Origin of the sequence: Inquilinus limosus DSM 16000 (genome assembly GCF_000423185.1) — a bacterium.
Classification (GTDB): domain Bacteria; phylum Pseudomonadota; class Alphaproteobacteria; order DSM-16000; family Inquilinaceae; genus Inquilinus; species Inquilinus limosus.
On record NZ_AUHM01000038.1, the window covers coordinates 1 to 18,893 of the forward strand.

Sequence of the window (18,893 nt, forward strand, 5' to 3'; positions counted from 1 at the left end):
TTGCGGATGGTCGGGCGCAGCAGCTCCAGGCTGCGCTTCGACAGCGACTGCGCCTCCTCGACCCAGGCGATGTCGTAGCCCTCCAGCGACTTGATGCTCTCGGCCGTGTGGTTCTGCATGCCCTGGAAGATGATCCGGCCGCCGCCCGGCGTCAGGATGCGGTTATAGCCGGGTATAGCCGGGCGCGCGATTTTGGATGATGGGGCAGTCGGTTTTGGACCGAAAGCCCGCCGATCTATGCGGGGCAACCGGGATCGGTGATACATAGATCCTCATGTTGCTCGCTGATCAGGTAACTCATTGATGCCCGGCCAACAGGGGGGCGGCACCATCCTTAGCCAGCTCGCCGACCTTGCCGTCGACCTCAACGGTGTGCTCGTTCCTGGGCGCTCGATCGAAGGTGCCTTGGCACATCATGCGCACCCGCTCGTTATCAACAACAACGAGGACGAGACGTACAAGGTTTGGCTCCGGGGCTCGGCGACACCGGTTCGCCATCGCGGTCGCGAGCTTCTCCTGACGTCACAGCATCAACTTCAGGGGGTCGATGAGTCACAGGTGTCAATGCTTATCGGCAATGGAAGAAACCTTGTCACGACGGCGGGACGCGCGGGGTATAGCCTTCATCCGGACACAGATGCCCATGACATCATCGCATTCGATTTCACAGAGCCGTGCAGGGACATTCCCGAACTTGGAGGTCGGTTTTTCAACCTGACCAGGAGGCCACCCGACGTCCCGAGGGATCACGTTGTCGGGTTCCTGCTGTGTGGCTATCCCTTCAATGATCAGAACTACGACCTCGCTGAGAATAACCATCTGGGCCTTCGGCGCAGACACATCACCTGCACGTTTCATTCTCAGTCAGCAGACCCAGCGCTGATAACTGTTCAACCTGTCCAACCTCTGACCTTCGATCCCAATGGTATGAGTGGTGGGCCGGCCTTTGTCCTACAGATTGAAGATGAACAGCCGCGCGCCTACTTCGCGGGCATCATCGTTCGGGGCGGCGCAACGCTTCTGCACATCCTTAAGGCTGGCTTCGTGATCGAGTTTCTTGACAGCCTCCATCGCCAAATGGCGGGGCGGCCGTCTTCGGCCGGCCCCGCCTCTGCATCCTAGGGCTCGTTGGCCGCGGGTGGCGCCTGATCGAGCAACCTACAAGCCTCCTCGATCCGGCGGCACGCCACCTCGAAATACCCTTCATCCTGCTCGATGCCGATGAATCGCCGGCCGAGCTGGACGCAGGCGACGCCGGTCGTGCCCGAGCCCATGAAGGGATCGAGCACCGTCTGGCCGCAGAGCGGAAGTAGATCACTCATGAGCCGTGTCGGCTTGCCAGTCAGGTGATGCTTGTCATCGGGCAGCACCCGGTGCCGAAACACCCCCGGTAGGCATGGGCCGTCGACAGGCAGCGGCCCGTTGGAGCCCCAAGCGATGTACTCCGCCTGGTTTCGGTAGCGCCCCCGCTGCGGCCTGGCCGCCTCGGTCTTGTCCCAGATGCACAATCCGCGCCAGAGCCAGCCTCCAGCCTGGATAGCGTCGGTCGTCACCGGCAGCTGCCGCCAATCGCTAAAAACCAGGCAGAGGGCGCCTGGGCGCGCGATCTTCAACGCGGCAGCCAGCCAGAGGGCCGACCAGGCGAGATAGCTGCGCTGGTCGCGGTTGTCCCCGGAGAAGTCCCGGTAAAGGTGCCGCTGGGCGGCGCTCACATACTTCTGCGATGGCTTGGCCATCCGGTCGGTGGAGTGGACGCCGCCCGAGCTGTAGGGCGGGTCGGCCACCAGAGCATCGACCGGATCGAGGTCCGGGATGATGCCCAGCGACTCGCCGCAGTACAGGGTGGCGTCGCCGATCCGACGCACCTTGGCCCGATGGATGAGGGCCGGAGCCCCCAAGATTCGACTCGACTCTCGCAAAATCTGTTCTACCTTTGTTCACGTCGTCGCGCGGCGATCGACGGGTCGGAAACGAGCGAGTGCCCCTCTCGCGGCTCGGGGCGTTGCAGCGCCCCAGCCCCCGTCGACGCGACGGAGGAGTTCGGAGATCATGAAACGGACGAAGAAGACCAAGCCCCAGATGACGCTGGCCCTGCCGCTCGATGCCCAGGCACCGGACGCGGACCTGGAGGCCGCCGTGCGGGCGGCCGAGGCGTCGTTCCTGGCGAAAACCGCAAAACCAGAGGCGGACGCGGCACCTGCGCCTGCCGCCGAGCCGGCGAGGGTCGCCGCGCCCACCCTTCCCCAAGCGCCGCTGATCACGCCCTCCGCGGCGAAGCAGGCGGAGTTCGCGGACGAGCCGCGCAGCGGCCGAAACACCCTGTACATCGTCGCCGCCGCCAAATGGGGCGAGATGCGGGCCAGGCGCGGCAAGAAGCTGGGATGGCAGCGCCTGCCCGATGCCGGCTTCAAGGCGAAGAGCCAAGCGCTCCGGGCGGCCGAGCGGATGGTCGAGGCTGGCCGGGCGACCGGCGCCGTCGCCGTGCAGCAGACCGCAGACCCGGATGCCGGGGATTACGACGAGCCGGTGATCCTGGCCCGCTACGGGCGCCTGCCCGAGGGCTTCGCGGAAATGTGAGAGGGAGGCCGCAATGTGCGGCGAGAACACCAATAATCTCGACTGGCCGCAGATCCACGCGCTGTACCGCCTGACCCTGCCGAAGGACGGCACGCGGCCACGGCTCGAAGCCGACCAGCGGCCCGGCAGTTGGGGCCTGGTGATCCGCTACAACCCGGCAACCCAGGAACGGTCGGCCGACCTGTTGCTATGGGGCCTGATCCCCCACTTCGCCCGCGATCCGGCGCAGTACCAGAAGACCTACAACGCCAGGGCCGAGAACCTGACCGAGCGGCGCTGTTGGATCGAGCCGTTCCGCCGGCGCCGCTGCCTGGTTCCGGCAGCGGCCTTCATCGAACGGAAAACGGTCGGGCGCCATGGACGGGGCGTCAAGCATGCGTTCAGCTTCTCCGATGGCAGCCCCATGACCCTCGCGGGCCTTTGGGACGGCTGGCGCTCGCCCAGCGGTACGTGGGTCAAGAGCTATACCGTCATCACGGTCCCGGCGAATCCGGTGGTGACTGAGGTCCATGACCGGATGCCGGCGATTATGCCGCCGGAGCATTGGTCGGCCTGGCTGGGTGAGACGCCAGCGACCGAGGCCGAATTGAAGGCGATGCTGCGGCCGTATCCGGATTGCGCCCGGATGAGTTCGCGTCCCATCCAGCTTCGCGACCGAGGCATGAGCAATCGTGATCTGCTCGACGCCCTGCGGCCGGAGCTGGCAGCATGAAACACCGGCGAGGCCCATTCTCCGAGTTCCTCCGGATGGCCCGCAACGACGCCGACCCGGAGCTGACGCTGTACCGGGTGAGATCTCGGCGCGAACGAGTGGTCGCCGCAGCTCGCGACAGGGCGATGACCGAGCAGCAGATTCGCGAGTTGCTGGCGCTTGGGATCGACGCGGCCGAGCGGCAGATCTACGGCGACCCGGAGGCGCGCTAGGGTGCTTTGGTCCGCGAACGCATCGTCGACAATTGGGACGTCGGAATGCGGCTGTCCGACGTCTCGTCGGGTACCGCCATCGTGGCGCTGTGCGGCCGGTGCAAGACGCGGCGGGAGCTGGACCGGCGCAAATTGGTCGAGGCATTCGGCCCAACGGCTCGGCTGATCAAGCTGGAGCTGATCTTGAAATGCCGGCGCTGCAGGACCAGGGCAGCCTCCCGCATCCAACTTTGCATGCTGCCACGGTGAGGCTGGCGACCGAAACGCCGACCCCGCCACTGATCGGAACTCGCGATCTGCTGCGCCTGTTGCTGGCGCATGGCCAAGGGTCGCGACGCTTCAGACTGGACGGTTACGCACGGCGGCTACGAAGGCACAGTGCGGAGCGCCGAGTACCGCGGACGCTTCAAGGTGCGGCCGAACGGTGTCGTTCAGATCATCTGGCAGGTCGGGCCGGAGCCGGAGGACGATGGACCAGTGAACCGCGCAGCCCAGGAGGCGATCGACGCGGTGATCAGGCCGCGCGCTTAGCGACTTGGCGACTCAGCCCCGCCGCGCTATCGATCGCCCATGACCGACATCCTGACCCCGCCAAAGCCCAACGACGTCCACTGGACGCACTATTGCGAGGCCCCCGGCTGCACCGCCTGGGGCAGCTACGGACATGAGGTCGGCGCCCGCACTGCCTGGTACTGTCGCGAGCACGATCCGTGCGGCGGCCGTGGCGCTGATGGCGCGGCCCGAAAGCCAACGCCTGCTTAGGCGATTTGCCGGTGCCGAGGCCGGCGGCCACGGCATGCCTCCACGCCAGCGTGACAGAGCAGGACGGGCCGCCTATCCTGCGGCGTGGCAATGTGGGGGGAGCAGATGCGGTCGCTGATCCAGCGAATCAAGCGCGTGCAGAACAGGTTATCGATGAGCCCCGCCGCACGGGCGGTGGTCCGGGACAGGCTGACCTATCTCTCCCCCGTGAAGCTGAACCGGCTGGAGCGCTCAGCCCGCAGCGTTCTGCGCGCCGGCGTGGCCGGCGATGTTCTTGAATTCGGCATCGCCCTCGGCGGCTCGACGATCCTGCTGGGCAAGCAGGCCACCGCGGCCGGTCGGCCGTTCCACGGATTCGATGTCTTCGGCATGATCCCGCCGCCGACATCCGAAAAGGACGATGCCAAGGCCCGGAAGCGATACGAGGTGATCGCCAGCGGCGCCTCGCAGGGCATCGGGGGCGACGTGTATTATGGTTACCGCAAGGATCTGTACGGCGACGTCTGCCGCGCGATGGCACGGCACGGACTGCCGGTGGACGGTCGGTCCATCAGCCTCCACAAAGGCCTGTTCGAGGAGACTGTGCCGGTTGCACCGGTCCAATCCATCGCCTTCGCGCACATCGACTGCGACTGGTATGACCCGGTGCGGTTCTGCCTCAATGCCGTCGCCGACCGCCTGAGCCCAGGCGGTGTGATCGTTCTCGACGACTATCATGACTACCCGAGCTGCAAGACGGCGACCGACGAGTTCCTCGCAGCCCGGCGCGACTTTGCCGTCGAGGACGGCGAGAATGTGATACTGCGAAAGAGCGGCCGGTGATCCACGACGCTACAAGCTTCCTGACGGCGATCCTTTTCGGCCTCTTGTGGGTCGAAGGTGTCGTCCTGCTCGTGCGCGTCTGCCGCGGCGAAGACATTGGCATGTCACGGCATCCCGACGACGACTTGGGTTAGTTGAGGAGGCGCGGCTCGGACGCGCCGCGCCTCCCCTCGGATTCACCTGTTCAAGATCCGCGAGGCCGAGCTGGCCTCCGCCAGGCGGCCTTACGGCAGCGCCAGCGTGGTCGCCGGCGACAGGCCGGCACCGTTCTTGGCCCTGATGTCCAGCTCCAGCGCAGGCCAGGGGCCGCCATCGGCCGCAATCAGGTCGGCCGTGTAGGTCCAGCCGTTGTAGAGCGCCCGGTAGGTGCGCACCGCCGTGGCCTGGCCGTTCGGCCGCACCGCGATCTGGTACTCGGTCGCCCCGGTCGACGGCTCCCACTGGAACACCAAATCCGGCGAGGTGTAGGCGTTGGTCAGCTCCGGGTTCTCCGGTGCCGGCGGCGGCTGCTGGGCAGTCGTCAGCGGAATTCCTGCCGAGATCAGGTAGTCACCGGGAAAGAGGTCTCGGGCTTCCACCCGCACATGGTGCGTCTGGCCGGCCGGCGGCGCGTCGACCTCGAGCTGGGTCGCGGTCCCCTCATAGACCAGGTTGGACGGCAGCGGCGTGAAGTCGGCGGACGATCCCCGGTAGACGGCATACGACTTGAAATCCGGCTCGGCGACCGCATCCCAGCTCACCCGCATCCGCCCGTTGAGCTGGGGCGTGACGGTGATGTTGGCCGGCGGTTCGGGCGCTGGATCGAGGACGCGCAGCACGGCGGGCGTGGGGGATTGCCCAGCCTCGTTGACGCCGACCACCCGGATCTCGAACCGTCGCCAGGGGCCACCGACTGGCTGCACGTCGCCGGCCGAGATCGTTAGCGGCGGCAGCGGTGTGGAGAGCGCTAACGCGAGCTTGTCGAACACGCCGGGCGTGGCGTCCTCGATGTAGACCGACACCTGGTAGGATGCGGCGCGCGGTGCCAGATTGAACCGCAGCCGTGCCGAGCCGGCGGCGTACCGGGTTTCGAGGGCAAGGCCCGAGACCACCGCGGGCAGAATCTGCGGCTGGCCGTAGACCCCGCCGATCGGCGCGGTGAACGGCCCGCGGAACGTCCCGACCGCGGCACCGCGGATGTAGAGCATCCCCGGCTCGGGCCGCAGGGTGACGCGGTTGGCCTCGCCGGCATAGACCGTCGACCAGGCAATGGTGTCCCGCGACGTCTGGATGATGTAGCTCGCCGCCCCCGGCGCCACGGCCCAGGACAGGTGCAGGATCGGGTCGAGGCTGTTCGGGTCCTGCGCAATCCGCAGGTCGCGCATCACCGGGGCGTCCGGCGGCAGCGGCAGGATCGGCGGCATGGGCGGGACCGGAAGGCCCTGCTCGGCGGTATGGACGTAGTCGTCCTCGATCTGCAGCAGCAGCTCGGCGTGCGTGAGGTCGATCGGCTTCGCCGAGACGAGCAGGAACCGCTTGATGAACTCCTTCCCTGGCCCGGCCGCCCATTGCGTCACGACAGCATCCGGATCGAGCCGCATGATCTGTGCGAGCGTGACGCCCTGCTGGGACGCGACCAGGTCGTGATCCGCCCGGTCCACGATCACCTGATCGTCGTGCGCCCCGCGCGAGACCTTCACCGGCCCCCATTCTCCGGCGGTCGGCCGGCGGAAGGACATCCAGAATTGCGCCCCTGTCCAACCGATCGGCTCGGATAGGTCGAGCGTCAGGGTGGCCGGATCAAACCCCATGACATCGCCGCCATACCCCCACTGCGGCATGTCGTGATTGACGATGACCAGGTCGCCGCGCTGGAGCAGACGCCCCTCCATCTCGGCCTGGAACTTGGCGAACACGCGCCGGCGGGAGTTGACGGCCGCCTCATAGGTGCCTTCGCGGAACGCCTGGTCCCGCTTGACGCAGCCGAACAGCGACATCCGCGCCGGCTTCTTCGACGCGCTGCCGGGGAGCGCACACCGCACCTCCTGGTCCGTCCAGACCCGCTCGTCGACATATTCGACGATCACGTCGTCCGGCGCGTCCGGGTCCCAGAGCTTATACGTGACCTCGAAGGTGCCGCGCACGATGGACCGCGGCGTGAATACCGCCTTGGCGATGGTCTGCGGCCGGTCGCGGGTGACGGTGATGATGCCGCCCAGGTTGATGTGCTGCGCGCGGCCCACCCGCAGCAGCGCCGCGAGCGCATCCTCGAACGAACGCTCGGTGTCGAAGATGCCATCGAACGTGTCGCCGCGCTGCGCCCACACCTGGTCCAGCGCCAGGAAGGCCGGGAGGTCGATCCGGCTGTCCGGCACGCCCGCGCCGGAGCGATCGTTCCGCAGCATGTAGGTCGCGGCCCAGGCGATCGAGCGCGTCGGCCGCTCCTCGGTCCATCCGGCTCCGGTCCAGATCGGCAGCATGCGGGTCTGGATGACCTTGAACTGGCGCGACGACTGCTCGGACAGCTGGTCCGTCGCCTTGATGCGGACAGCCAGAAGCGAGGTGTCGGGATAGGTCTGCTCGCCCACGATGTAGGCGCGGAACCCGCCCCAAACCGAGATATCGCGGACGTTGGTCTCGTCGGAATTCCTGCTGGTCCTCCGCATCCGGCCCTGGTAGCGGCCATCGGCCACGTCGAACGGCACCGTGATGCGCTGCGGGTCGACGGTCGCCCGCTGCACGAAGGGCGTGCCGAGCGTCACCCACTCCCCAATCGGGTTGCCGATGTCATCGATCTGGCGCGCCTGGCATTCGAAGGTGACCGACTCGTCGCCGATGTCGCCGTCCTTCTCGTCGGCCTCGAAGAGCCCCTGCGGGAACACGATGTCGAAGGCGAGCCTATTGCAGATCTGACCAGGACCGGACGCCGCGAAGGGGCCGACCCAGCCTTCCAGGACGATCTCGATGTCGGCGGACTCGTCCGTCACCGGCTCCGCCACGATCACCGTCTTGCTGTCGGGTGAGATCGACACGATCGTGAACGTGCCGTTGTTGTGAGCCGACCCGCTGACGATCACCCGATCGCCGACGATGAAGCCCTCGGCGCCCTGCGACTTGTCCTGGTCGAAGGGACCGTCGTTGCCGGTGAACCGGATGGACCGGTCGGCCGCGTGGATCTCGACGTTCCCTTCGGCCCGCAGGTGGCGCAGGCTCTGGCCCGAAACCTCGGCCGAGGTGACGACGTTGAACGGCCACTTCACCTTGCCGCCGGGCGGGATGAACTGCAGCTCGACGCCGACGAAGTTGCCGGTCAGGCCGATGTCCTCGCGCCAGAGCGAGGTGTTCGCGATCAGCACCTCGTGATGCTGGTAGCGACCGACGCCGAGGCAAAACAGCTGGTACAGGAACTGCTCGTTGTCCTGGAAATCCGCCCAGGGCGGCGCCGCGAAGTCGGGGACTATGATATGGCGGCCGAACAGCTCGGGAATCGGCTGGTCGAGGCGCGCCTGGTTGCCCTGCGCCTGGAGATTGTAGGTCGGCGACGCGGCCGGCAGCCCACCCGTGCCACCGGGAGACCGGGGTGTTGCCGGCGGCAGGATCATGTTGATGAGGACGCCGCCGACCAGCGTGATGCCGGCGGTCACCAGCGACAGGGTCGCCGCGGTGGCCCCGGCGCCCGCGATGACGGGCGCCAGGTACGGAGCGGCGACGGCGAGCGCCAGCATGGCCACGATCCGGAAGATGCCGGCCGAGCCGCCGCCGCCGTCCCCCGGCAGCTCGACGAAAGCGACGCGATCGGTCGGATCGATCACGGTGGACGACCAGTCGGCGCGCAGCACCGGGGCATCGTTGCGGATGCAGACGATCGGGATCCGCGGATCGATCGGGTGGCTCTCCAGCCACCCGGCGATGGTCACTGGCTCCGCCAGCTCGAAATGCGCGATCGGCCCGAGCGGCGTCGTCCGGCAGATTGTCGGCTCGATCCCGTCAAACGGCATGATCGTACCAGGTCAGACAGCGCCAGCCGCCCGCGGTCAGCTTGGCCGGGGTGTCGAACAGAACTCCGCCGGAGCGGGCCGCATGCAGGACTCCGCCCTCGTCGAGGTGCAGCCAGACGCCAACGTGGTGCGGGGTCGAGGCATGGCTCATTTCAACGATCGCGCCGTGAACCGCTGCCGGGATCGGCGTCCAGGCCGAGCGCGCGTGGTGGTGCCGGATCGTGCGCGCGATGGTAAGAGCGTCATCGGTGCCAACGCGGACGATCGGCAGCTCGCGCCCGAACAACTCGCGCTGGACGTGGCGGCAGAGCCCCCAGCAGTCGAAGGTGTCCGGCCCCTGGCCGCCCAGTGACCAGGGCAGCCCGACCAGGTTGTTGACGAAATCGGCAGGCGTCATCGGGCGAGCAGCGGGAAGCCTTCGCGGGTGTAGCGGAGACCCGGAAAGGTGCGGTTGATGAAGTCGAGGAAGCCGGCCCGGCCGGTCACTCGGTAAATGGTGGCGACGGCCTCGCGCAGCGTGAAACCGCTCATGACCCGCTGCGGGGCTGACGTGTCGGCGGCCAGGTACTCCCGATAGGTCAGCTCGATCGGTGCCCGCACGGCGATGGCCTGGCCCAGGCGGTCGGCGATCTCGCGGCTGACATTGTCGACCGTGATCTCCATCTCGGGCAGGCGGCCGGCGGCCTGCTCGGGCAGTCCGACCATGAAGGCGAAGCCTTTGAACGCCACCGCCAAACCGCCGTGAAGCGGTGCGTCGGCTTCGAGGGTCAGGATATGATCGTCGTGATCGAGCACGACCCGGATGGCATCGGGTGATCCGCTTTCGGTGCGGAACGCCGGATGCCGCATCTCCAGCGTGTGCAGGATTAGCGTCTGGGGCGCGGCATAGGCATAGGCTTCGGCAAGCGCCGCGGTGATGGTGGGAGCGGTCATCGCGTTGTGCTCAGCATCACAGGGCGATGCCCTTTGCCGACCAGTAATCCTGGCTCTCGGCGTAGAGTCTCAGGATCTCCACCTCGGTCAGCGCCGTCCCCCAGATCTGCACCTCTGCCTGAACACCTTCAGTGGATTGCGACGGCTGAGTCCCGCCGGGTGCGGGGCCGCCGATGCGGAAAGCAGTCCCGGCAGCATTGGCCCCCATGGTGATTGGCGTCGAGACCATCGCCGACTGGTATCTGGGCGCGAACAGCCGAAGCTCTCCGGCCTCTTGGTCGAAGACATGCGCCGAGAACCGATGACCGCCGAGGTCGGAGAGCGGGACAGCGGGGGAGTTCACCGCGACCAGACCCGCGGCGGCGTCTCGTGCCCGGGTCGAGATGTAGCCGGTGCTGTCGCCGACCAGGTAGCAGACGCGGCCGTTGTCGCGCGTGGCGGCGACGCCAAGCGAGGAGACTGCCTGAATGCGATACGGCGCGCCCACCGATGCCGGCCGGGCCACGACGATCACGGTGCAGGTGAGACGGTCGGCAATGGCGGTGGCCAGCCGATTGTTCCAGTCGGTCTTGACTCCATCGGCCAGGAAGGTTGGCGATCCCTCCTTAGCCAGGGTTCCGCCGAAGCCGCCCAGGGCGTTCAGGCTAGCTTCGCCGTTATCGAAGCGCCACCAGCCGAGCAGGCGGCGCCGGTCGATCGGCGTGTAGACGATCGGCATGGTCGGATCGTCGAAATCGTCACCCGGAAGCATGACGTAAACAGGCATTCAGCACCCTCAAGGCTTGGCGGTTTCGAAGACCAGGCAGCGGTTGTGGAGCAGGCGTTCGACGCCGCTGCTGTCCGTGTAGCGGTCGGTCAGCCCTGCGGTGTCGCAAAGATTGCCGCGCGGCCCGGCCAGCCGGCCCGACACGGTCTGAACGCTGGGGCGGCCAGCGGCATAGCGCAGGGTGGTGCCGGCCGGCTGCGTGCCCGAGCAGACGACACGCACACGATCAGGACCCCGGAGGTCCACGGACACAATCTCGTCGATCACGGTGCCGTCGGCGTCGAACAGGTCGAGGCCCATGTTCGGGGCCGCCGCCACCCATGAGGTCTCGAACTGCAGCCGGCCCTCGGGGACGCTGAGATGGAGATCGATGACCCGGCCCTGCCATTCGGCAGAAATCAGGTCGACGGCCACTACCGGGTCAGGCTCGCCCAAGGCCCGCGCCAGCATGATCTTGTGCCCAGCCCGGCCGTAGTAGTGGCCAAGCATGCGGTAGCTCTCCACGGTCAGATGGACCCAGTCGCCCTCGTAGTGGTCCGCCCAGTAGAGCGGCGTGATGCAGAAGATGTCGGGGTCCTGGATCGCAGCATCCCGCAGAGCCAGGGCGATCTCCGGCGTCGGAAGGCCGTTGGGGGGCGTCGGGCGGCTGTAGTAGCGCAGGTGGCTGGCCGGCTGATCGGTCAGCATGAAAGGCCGGAACCGCTGCGACGGCACCTTCTCCGCAACCACCTCGATGAAGCGGTCCTTCAGCGCACGCAAGCCGGCCGTATATGTCGCCCGCGGGGTCTGCTGCGCCTGATCGGCTTCGCCGTGGGTCATCAGCATCGCCGGGACGGCCAGCGTCGATCCTTCGGCCTGGGTCAGGTCGTAGGCCGCTGCAATCACGGTGGCGATGCGGTCGAAGATCGCGGTTCCGGGCGCGATTTGGGCGAGTGAGGAGCCGTTCTGGCCGCAGGCTGCGGCGAGCACGGCGCCTCCATGCTCGGAAGCAGCCAGGCCGGTGGTTTTGGCGATGCGCGCGACCAGTGCATTCGCGGCGGCGGAGCATGGTGTCTCGCCGCTGGTGCCGCCGACGACTTCCGTGAGTGGAGCGAAGGCGGTCAAGGCTTGCGTCCCGTCGAAGCGCGGGCCGGTGGCGAATTTGAGATTCAGATACGGCTGAGTGGTGGACAGCACCACCGGCGTGCCGGAGGACGGAGTCGCCCCACTGATTGCCCCGTTAGACAGGCTCTGCCCGTAGCCGATGAGCAAATTGCGATCCGCGAGCAATCCGGTCCGGTTCATCTTGGCGGTCGCCGCCCCGCCGCCGATGAGCGGAATCCGTTCATCCGGATAGGACGGTGTCCGCGCGATGGCCCGGCCATTCCGGTTGATGAACACCAGGCCCGGACCCGGCGTCCGGATCACCTCAATGGCGGGCGCGGTCGTCGGATCCGCGGTGTAGACGCGGTTTTTGAGAGCGATGTTGCCGAGGCGGATGTCGCCCAGCCGGTTGACATGCATCGGCGACCGCCCCGATTTCGTCGCGACGATGTAGCGGAGCGGGTAACCGTCGGCGTCCACGGCCCCCTCGGGTACGTCCTTCTCTGGCACGACCACATCCTGAAGTGCCGCCACGTCCTCTCCGGTGCGGGCGACCTGGCCCGACAGCTCGGTGAACGCCGTTTGGTTCAGGAACACCCACCGTCCCTCGCCGGCGTTGCCGATCTTCTCGAATACGCCGTTGTTGTCCCTGATTGGATCCTTCTCGACCTGGGCGAGCGTGCCGGCGTCCCAGGCGAGGTCGAGGTCGAGGTCCGCTTTGGTCGCGTAGCGCCGCGCCCCGACAAGGTTCAGACCTTTGATGGCGTTGGCGAAGCTCTTCACCGGCCCGCCATCAGTCTGCACGACAGTCGAGGCGTCGCCGTTGACGATCTGGCTGGCGCGCTGCGCGTTGGCCTGGAACTTGGCGATATCGTCTTCGAGGGCCATCGAGATCACTCTGTGGGAAGCGCGGTGGGCAGGGTGACGTTGACGAGCTGGTCCAAGCTCGCCATCAGCCGGGCCGCATCCGCGGGGCCGTAGGTCCCGAGGAACCAGACGGAGTCGGCGTTGATGGTGGGGAGCTGGCGGACGAGGAGCGTCGCCGAGACGGCCCAGGTCATCGAGCCGCGCAGCTTCGGGCGGTACGGGCCGATGAACTTCACCTCGGTCGGCTCGTACTTCGCCCCCGTGAACAGCGGCATTGTGAACCATTTCAGCCCGTTGCCGAGCGTGTGGCGATACCAGCCCTTGAACAGCTCGAACTCGTCGAGGTCCCACAGCCATGTCTGGCGGAACGTCGCTGGCGACCGGCTGAACCGCGCCCGCTCCCGTGGCGGTCCTGCCTCCATGTCGGTGCGGAGGTTCGGCTCATGCGGGTCGAAGTCGAAATCGTCCCGCGACGGCTGGTAGGTCAGTCCAAGCGGCCAGGTCTCGCTCATGACCGGTTCCCCATCGCGCGGTTGAGGGCGAAGCGGGTCGCGATGGCCTGGGCCTCGTCGCTGTCGCCACGCGCCATGCCCTGCACGAAATTCTGGGTGACCCGCCGGGTCACGATCCGGATGATCTCCTCGCCATCCGGCCCGCGATCCTGCTGGACGTCCGCGCGCACCCCGTCGCCCCGGACTACCTCGACCTTGACGTTCGCTGCCGGCTGGCCGCCACCTGCGCCGGCCGCGCCGCCGACCGTTGCCGGCGGCGGCGCCGGGATGTAGCCGCCGAACACGCCGCCCTGGGCGAATGGCTGGGCCGGCGGCAGCGCGACGCCGAGCGTGCCATCGGACAGGCGGGTCAGGTGCAACGGCACGATCTGGCCGTTGTGATTGGCGGCGCGCACGGCCAGGCCGCGGGCACCGCTGATCAGCGGCATGATCGCTTCGGGGCCGGCCTCGCCCATCAGCCCGGTGCGGCCGCCCGCCATCGGGAAGTAGGTCGGGCCGGTCACCACGGTGCCGGCGGCGAAGGGCTGCACCGCGCCGCGGACGAACGCCGCGCCCTTGGCGAAGCCGAGCCAGGAGCCGACCGAGCCGAGGAAGTCCCCGATGCCGCCGCCGATATCGCCCAGGAAGCTGCCGATCCCGTTGACGATGCTCCCGAACGCGCCGCCCAGGCCGGACAGGAAGCCGCTGCCCTGCTGCTCGACCCCTTCGGTCACCGAGTTGAGGCCGGAGCCGAAATTCTGGTTGAACTGGTCGGCCGCCATCTTGGTGTCGGTCGCCGCCTGGGCGATGCCGCCCAGCAGGTCGCCGTTGGCGCCGCCGCCGATGCCCGGCAGGCCGGAACCCACCGTGATAGAGGCCGTGCCGATCGAGATCGAGGCCGCCGCCGCGTTGTCGTTGGCCGCGCCTCCGAACAGGCTGCTGGCCAGGCCGCCCAGCAGGCCGCCGATACCGCCGCCACTCGGGTTGTCATTGGCCGGCTGGGTCGGGCCGGGCGACCGGCCGAGTCCGGCACCGCGGGCGATGTCGTCGAACAGCGCGTCGGCCGCCTCGCCGAGCGGCTCGAACGCGAACTTGTCCAGCGCCAGGCTGTAGAGGCTGTCCAGGAAGGACTGCAGCGCGTTGCTGGCATCGGCGCCGCCCTTGACGATGGTGGTCGCCAGCTCACGGAAGCTGGTCTTGAACCCGTCGAGAAAGCCGGACAGGCCGGGGTTCTGCAGCTCCAGCGTGCGGCGCCGGATGGCTTCGAGCGCGTCCGCGACCGAGTAGCCCGACTCCGCCAACTTATCCAGCATGGTCGGATCACCGCCTTGGATCAGCCGCCCCATGCGGGACAAGTCGGCCAGCTCGCGGCTGCGGGCCTCGGCCGGGCGCGCCGTGGAGCCGACGAGCGAGACCGTATTCCCCGCCAGGGTCTCCCGCTGGCGCTGGGCGATCTGCGCCTGGCGCTGCGCCTCGGACGCCTTGGCGTAGGAATCCGCCTGCTTGTCGATCTCGGCGGTCAGCTCGGCCGTGACCTTCCGGCCGTCCTGCTCGGCCGCGGTCAGCAGCCGGCGCTGCGCGGTCAGCCGGGCCGCGGCCTCGGACGACAGGCCGATGGTGTCGGCCTGCAGCTGCACGTCGCGGATCTGATCCTTGAGCCGCTTCGACTCCTTGTCGAAGTCGGACTCCTTCTTCGACCCACCGGAGCCGCCGTGGCCCTGGCTCCAGGTCGACCACTGGCCCTGGACGCCCTTCCAATACTCGTCCCAGCTCGGCACCGTCTCCGGCTCACCCTGCGCTTGGCGCGCGCGGGTCAGGACGCCGTTGGCCATGCCGGCGACCCAGCCGAGGATGCCGCCCGCCTGCGATCCTGCCTGGGTCAGCGAGATCATGGCGTCGAGCGCCCGGCTGATCACGTCATCGAGCGCCGCCTTGGCCTGCATAGCCCCCCACGCGATCTTGGCCTGGGCCTCGATCTGCGCCTTGATGGCGGCGGCCAGCTCGGTGTTGCCGTCCTTGACGGCCTTCCTGTACGCCTCGAAGCCCTCGACCGAGATGCGCGACGCCGCCGCCGAGAACTCCTCCTGGCTGATGCGGCCCTCCGCCAGGAGCTTCGCCGCGAGTTCCAGCTCGCGGTTGTAGCCGGACAGGCCGCCGGTCGCGGTGTCGTGGATTCGGGCCGCCAGCGCCTGCTTGTCCTGCTCCTCCTTGATCTGCCGTTCCAGGTCGAGCCGCTGGCGCAGCTTCGCCGTGATGGCCTCGATCGCCGCCGGATCGTCGCCGCGGCCGATATCCCGCGCCATGGCCGCCGCACGGCTGGAGACGGTCGCCTCTTCCACGGCGCGGGCATAGTCCCGCACGCCATTGGGCAGCGCGCGCCAGGCCAGAAGCGCCACCTGCAGGTCGCGATTGTCCTGGTCCAGCTTGGCCAGGCGCTCTCGCCGCTCGGTCTCGGCGTTCAGCTCGGCCGTGGCGCGTCCGGCTTCCTGCGCCGCCTGCGCGGCCAGGCGCAGCTGCGCGTTCTGCGACTTCAGCCCTTCGGCCAGCGAAAGGGCCTTTTCGCCGGTCACCCCCTGCGCGGCCTGATAGTCCTTGAAGATCTTCTCGGCGTCTTTCGCGGCCTGCGCAGCGAGCTGCTGCTCGACCCGAAACCGGGACAGACCCGCCAAGCCGGCGCTGTCCAGCGCCGCCGCGGCACCACGCGCGGCGGTGACCTGCGGTGCCGCGGCTGCGGCGATATCCCGGCGGACACCGGCGCCGTCATTGCCGGTGTACCGGTTCATCATGTCGCGCTGCTCGCGCAGGGCCTGGTTGAAGCCCTGTGCTTCACGGGCCGCAGCCTGCTGCCGGCGCTCGGTCTCGGCGAGCACCCGGTTGGCGTTGGCGAGGCGATTCTCCTCCTCCGCCAGGACCGTCCGCTGGTCGAGCAGCGCCTTGGTGAAGGTGTCGATGCGGGTCACCACGCCGCCGGCGCCGAGGGCCTGCGCCCGCTCGCGCACGCCGTTCAGCCGGTCGATAACGCCGTCCAGCTCGGCCACCGTGCGTGGGGTCGACTTCTCGACCTCGTCGGCCAACTTGGTGAACTCGAGGCCAGCGTCATTGCCGAACAGCCGGTCCAGCAGCGAGCCGCCGGCGGACACGGTCGCCCGGCCGGCTGCGCCCGAGATCCTTGCCTGGATCGCGTCGATCGCCGCCGTCGCGTCCTCGGCACTGCGCCTTGCCGCCGCCTGCGTCGAGGCCAGCATGTCGGTGCCCAGCTGCTTGACTGCGCCGCTCGCCGCCTCCGCGGCCTGCGGCACGTAGTCGAGGGAGCGCGCCGCCAGCTCCATGGCACGGGAGTAGGACTGCGCCGAGCGCTCGCCAGCGTCCTGGGCGGTTGCCAGGAGCGTGACTCCGATCACGGCGGCAGTCGCCACGATGCCGGGAACGCCGCCGACAAAGGTCAGCGCGCTGGATGCCAAGCCCCGCGCCCGCGCCGCCATGCTCGCCCGCTCCTGGGCTGCCGCATTCGCGCTGGTCGCGGCTGCATTCGCCTCGGCCGCGGTCGCTGCGGCGAGATCGGCAGCACGCAACTGGGCAAGAGCTTCAACCGACACCCCAATCGCGGCTCGTCTCTGGACGGCAGCCCGTGCCGCTGCCAGATCAGCGGCGGCGTGCTGGTAGGCAGCCTGGGCCGCGGCCACTTCCGCCTGCGACTGGGCGAGCACCGCCGCACGCCGAGCAGCGGCATCAGCGATGCTGCTTCTCATGGAAGTCGCCAGCCGGACGAGCCCAACCGCCGCCAGGCCGGCGACCGCAGCCCCCACCAGCTCGAAGTTGCCCCCGAGCGCCACAAGGGTATTCGCGAGCAGAGCGGCGGCGCCGGTGGCGGCTGCGGCTTGGCCCACCCACCGCTCCGCCCCGTTCAACATGACCGTCCAGCCTTCGCCGATGGTCGCCTGCATCCGCTGGTATTCGGCGTCGATCGCCTCGGCCTGGGACAGCAGCGCCTTGACCACGGTCTCGGCCGTGAGCTGGCCTTGCTCCGCCATCGCGCGAAGCTCGCCCCGGGTCTTGCCCAAGGCATCCGCGAGCGCCTGGGCCAGGCGCGGTGCCTGCTCCATGACGCTGTTGAACTCTTCGCCGCGCAGGACGCCCGAGGACAAACCCTGCAGCAGCTGCATGACCGCGGCGTCGGCCGACGCCTGGGAACCGCCGGAGACGCGGAAGCCCTGGTTGATGGTCCTGGTCACGGCGAGGATCGAGCCCTCGGACACCTTGAGGGTCGCGGCGGCGCGCGAAATCCCCGAGAACAGCTCGGCCGTGGAGCCGAGCGCGCTGCGGGTGTCCTGCGCCAGGCCGAAGACGGCCAGCCGGAGACGCGTGACGTCGTTCTCGTTGGCCGCGACCAGGCGCAGGCGGTTGCCGACGATGGTCCAGCCATCGGCCATCTGGGTGAGCTGCTGGACCGTGACGCCGATCCCGAGCGCCGCCAGCATCCCGCGAAGGCCGCCGAGCGAGCCGGTAAGGACCGAAACCGCGCTGTTGCTGTTGGCGGCCTGGCGCTCCAGCCCGGCAACCTCGCCGGTGGCCTGCTGCGCCGCCGCGCCGAGCTGGCGGACGCCGGCAGCGCCCGAGGCCGCCTGCAGCGCCATGGCCGCGGCAGCGGCACTCATCGCCCGCGCCGCAGCCGCTAGCTCGGCGACATCGCGGCCGGCCGCACCGGACCTCTGCCCCAGCGTCCCAGCATCGTTGGCCGCCGTGGCGGCCTGGCGCGCCATGGCGGCGGCAGCGGCGCCGGCCGCCTGCTCGGCCGTGGTCAGCTTCGCCGTGTCGGCTGCCGCGGCCTGCGCCGCATCGCCGATCTGGTCGATCGCCGCCGCCGCACCGTCGGCCGGCGCCGCCTTGCCGATGTCTGCGATCGACGCCTTGAAGTCGCGGACGCGCTTCTCGGCCTCATCGGCGTCGACATCGATGCGCATCGCGATCTTGAGGGTCATCGGCGGTTCAGTTCCTCGATCGCCGCGCCTTCCATGATCTGGAGGCCGGCCCAGAGTTCAGGGGTGTTGTCGATACTGGCCAGGGCGAGGCCGGCGCGGGCGCCGGCGTAGTCGAGGCCGAGGTAGAGGATCCGGCCGGGACCGAGCCCGCCGGGAACGGCGCCGGTGCGCCATTGGGTGCAGACGGCGGACCAGGCGCAGACGGCGGGCCAGTTCTCGGGAAACACGCCGAAGTCGCCGGTCGAGAGGAGACCGAGGCGTCGCTTCGCCTCCGCGATCTCGGCCTCGGTGGCGCCGAGCCGCCGGAGATCCTTGATGGCCTCCGGCTCGCCCTCCGCCCGGCTGGGCTTTCCGCGCGCCCATCGCTGGGCCGCCTCGATCAGTTTCCCTTTCGGGCCGCCGTGATGCCGTCGAAATACGTGTCGATCAGGCCGCGTCGCGCGATCGGATGATTAAGCACCTGGTCGCGGACGGTATCGCTGTAGGACAGCGTCTTACCGGTCTCATCCGTGATGTCGGACAGCTCGACAATAACCCGATGCAGGAACCGTGTGGTGTCGTCGGCCTTCATCAGGTCGAAGCTGTTCGTCTCCTCGACCGACAGCAGGTTGTACGTCGCGAAGAAGGACGAATCCGTGTAGCCGCCGCCCATGGTCGGCGTGCGGATTTCGACCTTGCGCTTGAAGGTCGGATTGGCCTCGACTTTGAACAT

The 18,893-nt window shown here is 68.5% G+C and carries 17 protein-coding genes; 6 read left to right on the forward strand and 11 right to left on the reverse strand.

Features of this window, described 5'->3' with window-relative positions; genetic code table 11:
• Nucleotides 1–266 (reverse strand): phage terminase large subunit (locus G537_RS45480; protein ID WP_211230514.1); only part of this gene is annotated, 266 nt, incomplete at its 3' end.
• Nucleotides 267–303: 37 nt separating this feature from the next.
• Between G537_RS45480 and G537_RS43915 the strand changes: the two genes are divergently transcribed.
• Nucleotides 304–1,122 carry a hypothetical protein gene (locus G537_RS43915; RefSeq protein WP_155888777.1) on the forward strand — a complete coding sequence of 273 codons (819 nt, stop codon included), beginning with the start codon at nucleotides 304–306 and terminating at the stop codon, nucleotides 1,120–1,122.
• On the opposite strand, the gene G537_RS39930 is transcribed toward G537_RS43915, so the two are convergent.
• Entirely contained in the window at nucleotides 1,119–1,898 is a 780-nt protein-coding gene (locus G537_RS39930; protein WP_211230515.1) for a DNA-methyltransferase, read from the reverse strand. The genes G537_RS43915 and G537_RS39930 overlap by 4 nt on opposite strands.
• Nucleotides 1,899–2,079: 181 nt before the next feature.
• On the opposite strand from G537_RS39930, the gene G537_RS43920 reads away from it, so the two are divergent.
• The 5 genes from G537_RS43920 (at nucleotide 2,080) to G537_RS0126100 (ending at nucleotide 5,085) form a co-directional block, all read left to right on the forward strand.
• Nucleotides 2,080–2,577, forward strand: coding sequence for a hypothetical protein (locus G537_RS43920; RefSeq protein WP_155888778.1), 498 nt, complete (start codon nucleotides 2,080–2,082; stop codon nucleotides 2,575–2,577).
• Between the two features lie 13 nt (nucleotides 2,578–2,590).
• Nucleotides 2,591–3,289 carry an SOS response-associated peptidase gene (locus G537_RS39935; RefSeq protein ID WP_051249151.1) on the forward strand — a complete coding sequence of 233 codons (699 nt, stop codon included), beginning with the start codon at nucleotides 2,591–2,593 and terminating at the stop codon, nucleotides 3,287–3,289.
• Between the two features lie 35 nt (nucleotides 3,290–3,324).
• Complete coding sequence (locus G537_RS0126085) at nucleotides 3,325–3,501, forward strand: hypothetical protein (protein WP_155888779.1); 177 nt, start codon at nucleotides 3,325–3,327, stop codon at nucleotides 3,499–3,501.
• A gap of 45 nt (nucleotides 3,502–3,546) precedes the next feature.
• Nucleotides 3,547–3,750, forward strand: a complete 204-nt coding sequence (locus G537_RS0126090) for a hypothetical protein (protein ID WP_155888780.1) — start codon at nucleotides 3,547–3,549, stop codon at nucleotides 3,748–3,750.
• A 618-nt stretch (nucleotides 3,751–4,368) separates the two neighbouring features.
• Nucleotides 4,369–5,085, forward strand: coding sequence for a TylF/MycF/NovP-related O-methyltransferase (locus tag G537_RS0126100; RefSeq protein WP_026872617.1), 717 nt, complete (start codon nucleotides 4,369–4,371; stop codon nucleotides 5,083–5,085).
• Nucleotides 5,086–5,309: 224 nt separating this feature from the next.
• On the opposite strand, the gene G537_RS42375 is transcribed toward G537_RS0126100, so the two are convergent.
• Genes G537_RS42375 through G537_RS0126150 form a run of 9 tightly spaced genes read right to left on the reverse strand, consistent with a single transcriptional unit; the run spans nucleotide 5,310 to nucleotide 18,893 of the window.
• Nucleotides 5,310–9,062: a host specificity factor TipJ family phage tail protein gene (locus G537_RS42375; RefSeq protein ID WP_026872618.1), complete on the reverse strand. Its 3,753-nt coding sequence runs from the start codon at nucleotides 9,060–9,062 to the stop codon at nucleotides 5,310–5,312.
• Nucleotides 9,052–9,459, reverse strand: a complete 408-nt coding sequence (locus tag G537_RS0126115) for an NlpC/P60 family protein (protein WP_026872619.1) — start codon at nucleotides 9,457–9,459, stop codon at nucleotides 9,052–9,054. Before G537_RS0126115 ends, G537_RS42375 begins: the two co-directional genes overlap by 11 nt.
• Complete coding sequence (locus G537_RS0126120; protein ID WP_026872620.1) at nucleotides 9,456–9,995, reverse strand: DUF1833 family protein; 540 nt, start codon at nucleotides 9,993–9,995, stop codon at nucleotides 9,456–9,458. Before G537_RS0126120 ends, G537_RS0126115 begins: the two co-directional genes overlap by 4 nt.
• Nucleotides 9,996–10,011: 16 nt before the next feature.
• Nucleotides 10,012–10,761: a hypothetical protein gene (locus tag G537_RS0126125; protein ID WP_026872621.1), complete on the reverse strand. Its 750-nt coding sequence runs from the start codon at nucleotides 10,759–10,761 to the stop codon at nucleotides 10,012–10,014.
• A 9-nt stretch (nucleotides 10,762–10,770) separates the two neighbouring features.
• The gene (locus G537_RS0126130) at nucleotides 10,771–12,732 is read right to left on the reverse strand and encodes a hypothetical protein (RefSeq protein WP_026872622.1); all 1,962 of its coding nucleotides are present in this window, start codon (nucleotides 12,730–12,732) and stop codon (nucleotides 10,771–10,773) included.
• A 5-nt stretch (nucleotides 12,733–12,737) separates the two neighbouring features.
• Nucleotides 12,738–13,223, reverse strand: a complete 486-nt coding sequence (locus G537_RS42380; protein ID WP_051249152.1) for a hypothetical protein — start codon at nucleotides 13,221–13,223, stop codon at nucleotides 12,738–12,740.
• Nucleotides 13,220–18,181 carry a tape measure protein gene (locus G537_RS0126140; protein WP_026872623.1) on the reverse strand — a complete coding sequence of 1,654 codons (4,962 nt, stop codon included), beginning with the start codon at nucleotides 18,179–18,181 and terminating at the stop codon, nucleotides 13,220–13,222. The genes G537_RS42380 and G537_RS0126140 overlap by 4 nt, the downstream gene beginning before the upstream one ends.
• Nucleotides 18,178–18,564: a DUF1799 domain-containing protein gene (locus tag G537_RS45655; RefSeq protein WP_064742217.1), complete on the reverse strand. Its 387-nt coding sequence runs from the start codon at nucleotides 18,562–18,564 to the stop codon at nucleotides 18,178–18,180. Before G537_RS45655 ends, G537_RS0126140 begins: the two co-directional genes overlap by 4 nt.
• Nucleotides 18,561–18,893 carry a hypothetical protein gene (locus G537_RS0126150; RefSeq protein WP_026872625.1) on the reverse strand — a complete coding sequence of 111 codons (333 nt, stop codon included), beginning with the start codon at nucleotides 18,891–18,893 and terminating at the stop codon, nucleotides 18,561–18,563. The genes G537_RS45655 and G537_RS0126150 overlap by 4 nt, the downstream gene beginning before the upstream one ends.

What these genes read in the sequence shown, in the direction of transcription:
- G537_RS43915 (WP_155888777.1), top strand. Translation starts at nt 304, where the DNA reads ATGCCCGGCCAACAGGGGGGCGGCACCATCCTTAGCCAGCTCGCCGAC.
- G537_RS43920 (WP_155888778.1), top strand. Translation starts at nt 2,080, where the DNA reads ATGACGCTGGCCCTGCCGCTCGATGCCCAGGCACCGGACGCGGACCTG.
- G537_RS39935 (WP_051249151.1), top strand. Translation starts at nt 2,591, where the DNA reads ATGTGCGGCGAGAACACCAATAATCTCGACTGGCCGCAGATCCACGCG.
- G537_RS0126085 (WP_155888779.1), top strand. Translation starts at nt 3,325, where the DNA reads ATGGCCCGCAACGACGCCGACCCGGAGCTGACGCTGTACCGGGTGAGA.
- G537_RS0126090 (WP_155888780.1), top strand. Translation starts at nt 3,547, where the DNA reads ATGCGGCTGTCCGACGTCTCGTCGGGTACCGCCATCGTGGCGCTGTGC.
- G537_RS0126100 (WP_026872617.1), top strand. Translation starts at nt 4,369, where the DNA reads ATGCGGTCGCTGATCCAGCGAATCAAGCGCGTGCAGAACAGGTTATCG.
- G537_RS42375 (WP_026872618.1), bottom strand. Translation starts at nt 9,062, where the DNA reads ATGCCGTTTGACGGGATCGAGCCGACAATCTGCCGGACGACGCCGCTC.
- G537_RS0126115 (WP_026872619.1), bottom strand. Translation starts at nt 9,459, where the DNA reads ATGACGCCTGCCGATTTCGTCAACAACCTGGTCGGGCTGCCCTGGTCA.
- G537_RS0126120 (WP_026872620.1), bottom strand. Translation starts at nt 9,995, where the DNA reads ATGACCGCTCCCACCATCACCGCGGCGCTTGCCGAAGCCTATGCCTAT.
- G537_RS0126125 (WP_026872621.1), bottom strand. Translation starts at nt 10,761, where the DNA reads ATGCCTGTTTACGTCATGCTTCCGGGTGACGATTTCGACGATCCGACC.
- G537_RS0126130 (WP_026872622.1), bottom strand. Translation starts at nt 12,732, where the DNA reads ATGGCCCTCGAAGACGATATCGCCAAGTTCCAGGCCAACGCGCAGCGC.
- G537_RS42380 (WP_051249152.1), bottom strand. Translation starts at nt 13,223, where the DNA reads ATGAGCGAGACCTGGCCGCTTGGACTGACCTACCAGCCGTCGCGGGAC.
- G537_RS0126140 (WP_026872623.1), bottom strand. Translation starts at nt 18,181, where the DNA reads ATGACCCTCAAGATCGCGATGCGCATCGATGTCGACGCCGATGAGGCC.
- G537_RS0126150 (WP_026872625.1), bottom strand. Translation starts at nt 18,893, where the DNA reads ATGTTCAAAGTCGAGGCCAATCCGACCTTCAAGCGCAAGGTCGAAATC.